The organism is Halomonas sp. G11, assembly GCF_001663515.1.
Classification (GTDB): Bacteria; Pseudomonadota; Gammaproteobacteria; order Pseudomonadales; family Halomonadaceae; genus Vreelandella.
The window spans coordinates 1-7,439 of sequence record NZ_LYXG01000028.1 but is presented as its reverse complement, the minus strand read 5'-3'; the positions used below and the strand labels follow the sequence as shown (position 1 = coordinate 7,439).

Below are 7,439 nucleotides of genomic sequence, written 5' to 3'. Positions count from 1 at the left end.
CCCTGGAACTCATGGTCAGGAATGCCCTGATTCTTCATCCAGCTGCGGTACATGAAGCCATTTTTATCGGCGGTGCCGAACCACTGGGCAGAGCGTAGGGGCGGCTTGCGATCAGACATGGGAGACTCTCCGTAAAAATCGGTGAAAAGGTCGTGGCTAGAAGGAATCGGAAAGTTAGCGTCAGGCCCGCTGACGGCGCGTGTGTTTCCAACGGTCGAACATCACCGCCAGCAGCAGAATCGCGCCGCGCACCAGGTACTGGTAGAAGGTCGGCACGTTGAGCAGGCCCATGGCGTTCTGCACGCACCCCATGATCAGCACCCCGACCAGCACGCCGGTGATCGTCGCGACGCCGCCCGATAGCGCCACGCCGCCCAGCACACAGGCAGAAATCACCGCCAGTTCCAGCCCCATGGAGGTATTCGGATCACCCAGCCCCATGCGCGACGCCAGCAATACACCGACCACGCCCGCAACGACGCCCTGTAAACCGAAGACAATAATCTTCAGGCGACGGACATTGACCCCTGCAAGCGCGGCGGCTTCGGCGTTACCGCCGGTAGCCAGCACGTTGCGTCCAAAAGACGTCATATTGAGTATCACACCAAAGATCACAAAGCAGGCCAGCATGGTCCATACCGGCAGGGTCAGGCCCAGAAAGGAGGCACTACCCAGGTCAAAGAAGCTCGGCACGGTAATCATCACGGCATCGCCACCGGAGGTGATGTAGGCCAGCCCACGCACAAACTCCATCGCCGCCAGAGTGGCAATCAATGAGTTGATGCCGAACTTGGCAATCACCAGGCCGTTGAAGGCCCCTACGGCACCACCGGCGACAATGCCGCCCATCACGCCGATAAATACGCTACCGGTGTTGGTTGTCACCACCGCTGCCACCACCCCGGCAAAGGCCACCGTGGAAGCCACCGAAAGGTCCACCTCGCCCAGCGCCAATACCAGCATCATGGTGGTGGCCAGGCTACCAATCAGAGTGACCGAAAGCAGCAGCCCGACCATATTGCGCCCAGTGAGAAAGTCAGGGATCAGTACGGCGAGGGCCACAAACAGCAGCAAGAAAATGGCAATCAGCCCGGAAGTATCCAGCAGCGTGCGTAGCGGCTTGATAAGCCCCTGGCGCCCCGCCGGGCGGGCAGGTGCATTCTCACCTTGGGTTACGTTGTCGGTTGTCATGGTGTTAGTCCTGAGCTTGTGTTTTGAAGAGCTTGAGTCCTGAAAAACATCTGCTCTGAAATTTGTGGTCTAAAAAGTAGGCATCAGGCAGGCAGTGCCAGCCCCAGTAGCCGTTCAGGGGTGGCTGATTCGCGTGGCACCACGTCCACCAGCTCGCCGTCACGCATCACGGCAATCCGGTCACAAATGGAGCTGACTTCCGCCAGGTCACTGGAAATCACTACAACGCTTTTGCCCTGCTCGGCCAAGTCGTAAAGCAGCGAGTAAATATCTCGGCGAGCGCCCACATCGATACCCCGCGTCGGCTCGTCCATTACAAACAGGTCGATCTCTTCGGCGAGCCAGCGGGCCAGAATCACCTTCTGCTGATTGCCCCCGGAGAGTTTGCCAATCGGCGATCGCGGGCCCGGGGTCTTGACGCTGAGCTGCTGGATATACGACTCGGCGTTGCGCCGCTCACGCCCGGGGTGGCGGAAGAGCCCCCAGCGTTTGAAAAAACGCCGACAGCTGATATTGAGGTTGTCGGAGACGCTTGCCACCGGGAAGATGCCCTGGGATTTGCGATCTTCCGGGCACATGGCAATGCCAGCACGAATCGCTTCGCCAGGACTCTTGAAACGCCGCGACTCGCCGTTAAAGGTGACGCTTCCGGCTTTTGGGGACTCAACGCCGCACACCAGCCGAAGCAACTCACTGCGACCGGCGCCCACCAGGCCAAACAGCCCGAATACCTCACCGCGCTTGACGGAAAAGCTCACCGGCGCCTTGAGGCCGCGCCCTTCGATACCCTCCACACTCAAGACGACATCGCCCTGTTCGCGAGCGCGATAGCCATACACATCGTCGATATCGCGACCGACCATTTCGCTCACCAGCAGGTCATGATTCAGCGACGACATATCCTCATGGGTACGAATATGCTGACCGTCGCGGAAGATGGTGACCGCATCGCACATCTCGAACACCTCCTCCATACGATGGGTCACGTAGAGCACGACGCGCCCTTCGTCACGCAGTCGTTGGACGATGCGCTTGAGTTGGCGGGTTTCCTGGATAGAGAGACTGCTGGTCGGCTCATCAAAGGCGATCACCTTGGCGTCGCGCAGCAGCGCACGACCAATTTCAATCATTTGCTGCTGGCCGATGGAAAGCTCGCGTACCTTGGTCGAGGGATGAATCTCCCCCTCGCCCAGGTCGGCCAGGATCGCCATGGCTTTTTCCTTCAACTGACGGCGGTTCACGAATCCCTGTCGCGTGGGCAACTGGCCCAGCAACAGGTTCTCGGCCACCGACATATTGGGCGAGAGCGTCAACTCCTGATAGATGATGGCGATGCCTTCGCGCAACGCCTCCCGAGTGTTGCTGAAGACATGACGCTTGCCATCAATCCACAGCGCGCCTTCGGCAACGTGGTTAACGCCACTCAGCACCTTGAGAAGGGTCGATTTACCCGCGCCGTTTTCCCCCATTAACGCATGCACCTGGCCGGCGTGAGCATCAAAGCTCACGCCATCCAGCGCACGCACGCCGGGAAAAACGACACTGATACCATCGAAACGTAAATAAGCATCAGACATGCGAAAACACTCCAGCAGACAATCTGTTACAGACCCAGTTCGTCGCGAACTTCCTGCCAGTTCTCACGGGTCATCAAGGTGCCGGAGGTCTCGGTATTCGCCTGTGGCTTTTCGTCCTCGGTAATCCAGCGATAGAGGTCTTCCGCCGTCTGACGGCCGTGCATGGTGGAGCTCACCGCTACGGTGCCGTGAAAGCCGGTCGGGTTTTCACGGGAAAACTCGGCAAAGGCGGCACCGGAACCGTTGATCCCAACCCCGATAACATCCTCAGAGGGTATGCCGTACTGTTCGGTCGCCCTGACACCGCCAAGTACGCTCTCCTCATTGAGGGCATAGATCACCCAGTGCTCGTAATCGCCGTGCTGGGCGAGCACCGGTGAGGCGGCCGAGAAAGCGCTGGAGGTATCGGTGTTTTGCTGGGGGGCATCGAAGACATTGTCCTCGGGGAAGCCAGCATCGACCAGCGCATCGGTGGCACCATCGGTGCGCTTAACGGCGGTGGGCAGTTCGTTATTGGTTATACGCAGCGCGGCAACCTCTTCAGGGTTCCAGCCGCGGGCTTCCATTTCGTCGGCAATCGCATTGCCTACCTGCTGGCCGATCTTATAGCCGGACATGCCCAGATGAGGGACGCCCTCCATCGGCTCACCGCTGGAATCGACAAACTGATCATCGACGGTGATCACTTTCATGTCGTACTGCTCAGCACGGTTCATGATGGCTGGCCCCAGACGCACATCCGGCGGGCAGATGACAAACCCTTCAGCGCCCTGCGAGTTCAGGTTATCAATGGCGCTAAGCACTTCCTGGCCGTCTTCACCACCCAGCCGTACCACGTCGAAACCGAGTTCTTCGCCGACTTCGGTGGCCGCCCGCTGTTCATTGATAAACCACGCCTGTTCCGGCTTCTTGACGATAAAGCCGATCTTCACCTCGTCATCCTGCGCCTGCGCAGTGCCCAGAGACGCCAGCATAACGGCGCTACCGAGAGCCAAACGGGTAAAGGTCGTGGTCAGATTTGTTGTTAATTGCATGGTCGTACTCCTGATGTGTTAGCGAATCTTGTTGTTGGTTGTGATGATGGCTGTTGATGTCTCAGGTTGCCGGGGCAAGCCACGACAGGTTACGAATCAAACGCTTCCTGAGCAGAAAAGCGATATACCGTGCGTGAGCGATACGTTTCGTCGGGCTCCAGGATCGTGCTGGGAAACGCCTCCTGGTTGGGGGAATCGGGATAATGCTGGGTTTCCAGAGCAAAACCGGAACGCTGCCCGTAAGGCTCGCCCCGCTTGCCAGTCAGGCTGCCGTCGAGAAAATTACCTGAATAGAACTGGATGCCTGGCTCGGTGGTTTCGATTTCCACCATGCGTCCGCTTTGCGGCTCCCATACCTTGGCGGCCAAGACAAGCTCATCCGACGCTGCGTTATCGCGATCCAGCACGAAGTTGTGGTCATAGCCACCGCCAAAACCCAACTGCTCGTTGTCCTGGTCAATCCGCTCACCGATCGGCGTTGGCTGGGTAAAGTCGAACGGTGTGCCGTCTACCGAGCGGATTTCGCCGGTGGGGATCAGGCTGTCGTTGACCGGCGTAAATTCAGGAGCGTTGATCAGCAAATGGTGATCGAGAATGGTGTCGCTGCCTTCGCCCTTCAGGTTGAAGTAGCTGTGCTGGGTCAGGTTGACCGGCGTAGCTTTATCAGTGGTGGCGCGATAATCCACCATCAGCTCATCGTTATCGGTCAGGGTGTAGGTGACTTGCGTCTCCAGCCTCCCCGGATAGCCCTCTTCGCCATCCTCGCTGGTATAACGCAGCACAAGCCCCGTGCCCGACGCGTTTTCGAACGGTTCGGCCTGCCACAAGACCTTATCGAACCCCTGATCGCCGCCGTGTAGATGATTGTTGCCATCATTGGTGGCCAGTGAGTAGGTCTCGCCATCGAGCGAAAACTGACCACCCGCGATGCGGTTGCCGTAGCGCCCGATGATGGCACCGAAATAGGGGTTGGCCTGGCGGTATTCGTCGGAAAGATAGGCCTCAAGCGAGTCGAAACCCAGCGCAATATCATCGAATTCACCGTCTACATCGGGCGTCTTCAATGACAGGATGATGCCGCCGTAGTTGGTTACCTGAAGTTCGATACCATTAGCATTGGTAAACCGATAAACATCGACCTGACGACCATCCGGCAATTGACCCAATACCGATTTATCAATGCTGCGTTCCGCGCCATTTCCAGCGGTGGTTTCTTCGCCTTGTGCCTGGGTAGTGCCAAGCAATAGCATCGCGATACCGGCACTCAACAACAGACCGGGCCTTGCGCTGACCCTATGAGCGTACATGAGAGGCATGATATTGCTCCTTGAATTTTTGTTATTAGGGCGACGTTAGCGTCGCATATACAAGCGTTACAGTAGACACCTCTGCCATAACCAACCAATATACGAACATGGCAACTTTGATACGCTTATTGCTATCGATAACAACAAAAGGCTTATTCCATGGGCGTTCTCAGCGAGAACTGGTTTTTGGACGTGCGACTAAAGTTGCGCCATTTACAGCTTTTTTTAGCGCTCGACGAGCAGCGAAACCTTCACCGTGCGGCCGCTCAGTTACATATGAGCCAGCCCGCCGCCTCAAAGTTACTCAGCGACCTGGAAACCAACCTGGGCACTCGTTTATTCGACCGCCACCCCCGCGGACTGACGCCTAACTGGTACGGCGAGATAATGATTCGCCACGCGCACAGTATGTTATCGACACTGCGCCAAACGGGTGAGGAGTTGAATGCATTAGGTGAAGGCAATGCAGGTACGGTGGCCGTCGGTACGGTAATGGCCCCGGCGGTGACGCTACTGACCAGCGCTATCGAGCGAGTACACAGAGACCGGCCGGGACTCAAAATCAGTGTTGATGTGGATGTCAGCAAGGCCCTGGTGCCACGCTTGCTTGAAGGCGAACTGGACTTCGCGATTACGCGGATTCCGGCGGGCTTTGACGTGGAGCGCTTTGTATTTGAAGAGATTGGCGAAGAGGAACTGTGTTTTGTCTGCCGCCAACATCACCCGTTAGCCGATAAAACCACACTTAGCCTGTGCGACATGGCGGACTACCCGTGGTCGCTACAGCCCATTGGGGCGCTGATGCGTCAGCGGGTCGACAGCCTGTTTTTGCATCACCAGGTAACGCCGCCGCGCCAAATCGTCGATACTGCGGATTTAATGGTGTCCCTCGCGCTGGTCGACAAATCCGACACCATCACGGTGACCACCCGCGAAGCCGCCAACCTGCTATGCAACCCGCAGCGCTTCCACCTGCTGCCCTTCAGCGAGACGCTCAGCGTTCAACCCTATGGGCTGGTAAGTTTGCGCCACCAGCGGCTCTCCCCCGGCGCTGCGGCGCTGATGAGCACGCTAAGGGAGATTATTGCCCAGTCCGGTTAATGCGAGTGACGCGGCACCTCCGCCCCACGGCAGCCGACCAGGAAGTCAAAGTCGCAGCCTTCGTCCGCCTGGAGCACTCGTTCGATGTACAGTTGCCGGTAGCCACCCTGGCTGGCAATCAGCGTCGAGGCCGCCGTAGGGTCGCTTTCGGCCAGGCGTGAGGCCAGTTCTTCGTCGCTGATGTCCAGGTGCAGTCGGCCGCTTGCGCAGTCGAGCTCGATCCAGTCGCCGTTGCGCACCGCGGCCAGCGGGCCGCCCGCCGCGGCTTCCGGGGCCACGTGCAGTACCACGGTCCCGTAGGCGGTGCCGCTCATGCGCGCATCGGAGATACGCACCATATCGGTCACGCCCTGGGCGAGGATCTTGGGCGGCAGGCCCATATTGCCCACCTCGGCCATGCCGTGATACCCGCGGGGGCCGCAGTGCTTCATGACCAGAATGTCGTTGGCTTCCACGTCCAGGTCCGGGTCGTTGATACGCGCCTTGTAGTCGTCGAAATCCTCGAAGACCACCGCGCGGCCGCGGTGCTGCATGAGTTCGGCTTTCGCCGCCGAGGGCTTTAGCACCGCGCCGTTGGGCGCGAGGTTGCCGCGCACCACGCAGATACCGCCGTCCGCGGTGAGCGGGTTATCCAGCGGGCGGATCACCTCGTCGTTGTACAGCGGCGCGTCCTGAACATTTTCCCACAGGGTCTTGCCGTTGACGGTCAAGGCGTCCTTGAAGGGCAATCGGTCTGCCTCGCCCAGGCGCCTGAGCACCGCAGGCAGGCCACCGGCGTAGTAGAACTCTTCCATCAGAAAACGCCCGGAGGGCTGCAGATCCACTACCGTGGGCGTGCCGCGCCCGACCCGGCTCCAATCATCCAGGGTGAGATCCACGCCAATGCGTCCGGCAATCGCCTTGAGGTGGATCACCGCGTTGGTGGAGCCGCCGATAGCGGCGTTGGTACGGATGGCGTTATCGAAGGCTTCCTTGGTGAGGATTTTGGAGAGCTTGAGGTCTTCATTGACCATCTCGACAATCCGGTTGCCCGATAAATGGGCCAGCACGTAGCGGCGGGAGTCCACCGCCGGAATGGCGGCGTTATGCGGCAACGAGGTACCCAATGACTCCGCCATGCAGGCCATGGTGGAGGCGGTGCCCATGGTGTTGCAGGTGCCTGCCGAGCGGGACATGCCCGCCTCCGCGGCCATGAAGTCGTGCATCGATATCTCACCCGCCTTGACCTG

General features: G+C 59.0%; 6 protein-coding genes and 1 pseudogene. 1 reads left to right on the top strand and 6 read right to left on the bottom strand.

The window, feature by feature from the left end:
• From ADS46_RS19185 to ADS46_RS12915, 5 genes and pseudogenes are all read right to left on the bottom strand, one after another.
• Positions 1-119, bottom strand: a pseudogene (locus tag ADS46_RS19185) (dihydroxy-acid and 6-phosphogluconate dehydratase); the annotation flags it as partial.
• Positions 120-180: 61 nt separating this feature from the next.
• Entirely contained in the window at positions 181-1,191 is a 1,011-nt protein-coding gene (gene araH / locus ADS46_RS12930; protein ID WP_066320767.1) for an L-arabinose ABC transporter permease AraH, read from the bottom strand.
• 83 nt (positions 1,192-1,274) lie between these two features.
• Complete coding sequence (gene araG / locus ADS46_RS12925; protein ID WP_066320766.1) at positions 1,275-2,768, bottom strand: L-arabinose ABC transporter ATP-binding protein AraG; 1,494 nt, start codon at positions 2,766-2,768, stop codon at positions 1,275-1,277.
• A gap of 26 nt (positions 2,769-2,794) precedes the next feature.
• Positions 2,795-3,802 carry an arabinose ABC transporter substrate-binding protein gene (locus ADS46_RS12920; protein WP_066320765.1) on the bottom strand — a complete coding sequence of 336 codons (1,008 nt, stop codon included), beginning with the start codon at positions 3,800-3,802 and terminating at the stop codon, positions 2,795-2,797.
• A gap of 89 nt (positions 3,803-3,891) precedes the next feature.
• On the bottom strand, positions 3,892-5,118 hold the full coding sequence (locus ADS46_RS12915) for an aldose epimerase family protein (protein WP_066320763.1): 1,227 nt from the start codon (positions 5,116-5,118) through the stop codon (positions 3,892-3,894).
• Positions 5,119-5,268: 150 nt separating this feature from the next.
• Here ADS46_RS12915 and ADS46_RS12910 point away from each other — a divergent pair, with 150 nt between their 5' ends.
• Positions 5,269-6,210: a LysR substrate-binding domain-containing protein gene (locus tag ADS46_RS12910; protein ID WP_066320761.1), complete on the top strand. Its 942-nt coding sequence runs from the start codon at positions 5,269-5,271 to the stop codon at positions 6,208-6,210.
• Here ADS46_RS12910 and ADS46_RS12905 read toward each other — a convergent pair.
• A partial coding sequence (locus ADS46_RS12905) for a dihydroxy-acid dehydratase (RefSeq protein WP_066320759.1) occupies positions 6,207-7,439 on the bottom strand: 1,233 nt, incomplete at its 5' end. The two genes, ADS46_RS12910 and ADS46_RS12905, sit on opposite strands and share 4 nt — an antisense overlap.

Coding starts and splice junctions, on each gene's coding strand:
- araH (WP_066320767.1), bottom strand. CDS start 1,191: ATGACAACCGACAACGTAACCCAAGGTGAGAATGCACCTGCCCGCCCG.
- araG (WP_066320766.1), bottom strand. CDS start 2,768: ATGTCTGATGCTTATTTACGTTTCGATGGTATCAGTGTCGTTTTTCCC.
- ADS46_RS12920 (WP_066320765.1), bottom strand. CDS start 3,802: ATGCAATTAACAACAAATCTGACCACGACCTTTACCCGTTTGGCTCTC.
- ADS46_RS12915 (WP_066320763.1), bottom strand. CDS start 5,118: ATGCCTCTCATGTACGCTCATAGGGTCAGCGCAAGGCCCGGTCTGTTG.
- ADS46_RS12910 (WP_066320761.1), top strand. CDS start 5,269: ATGGGCGTTCTCAGCGAGAACTGGTTTTTGGACGTGCGACTAAAGTTG.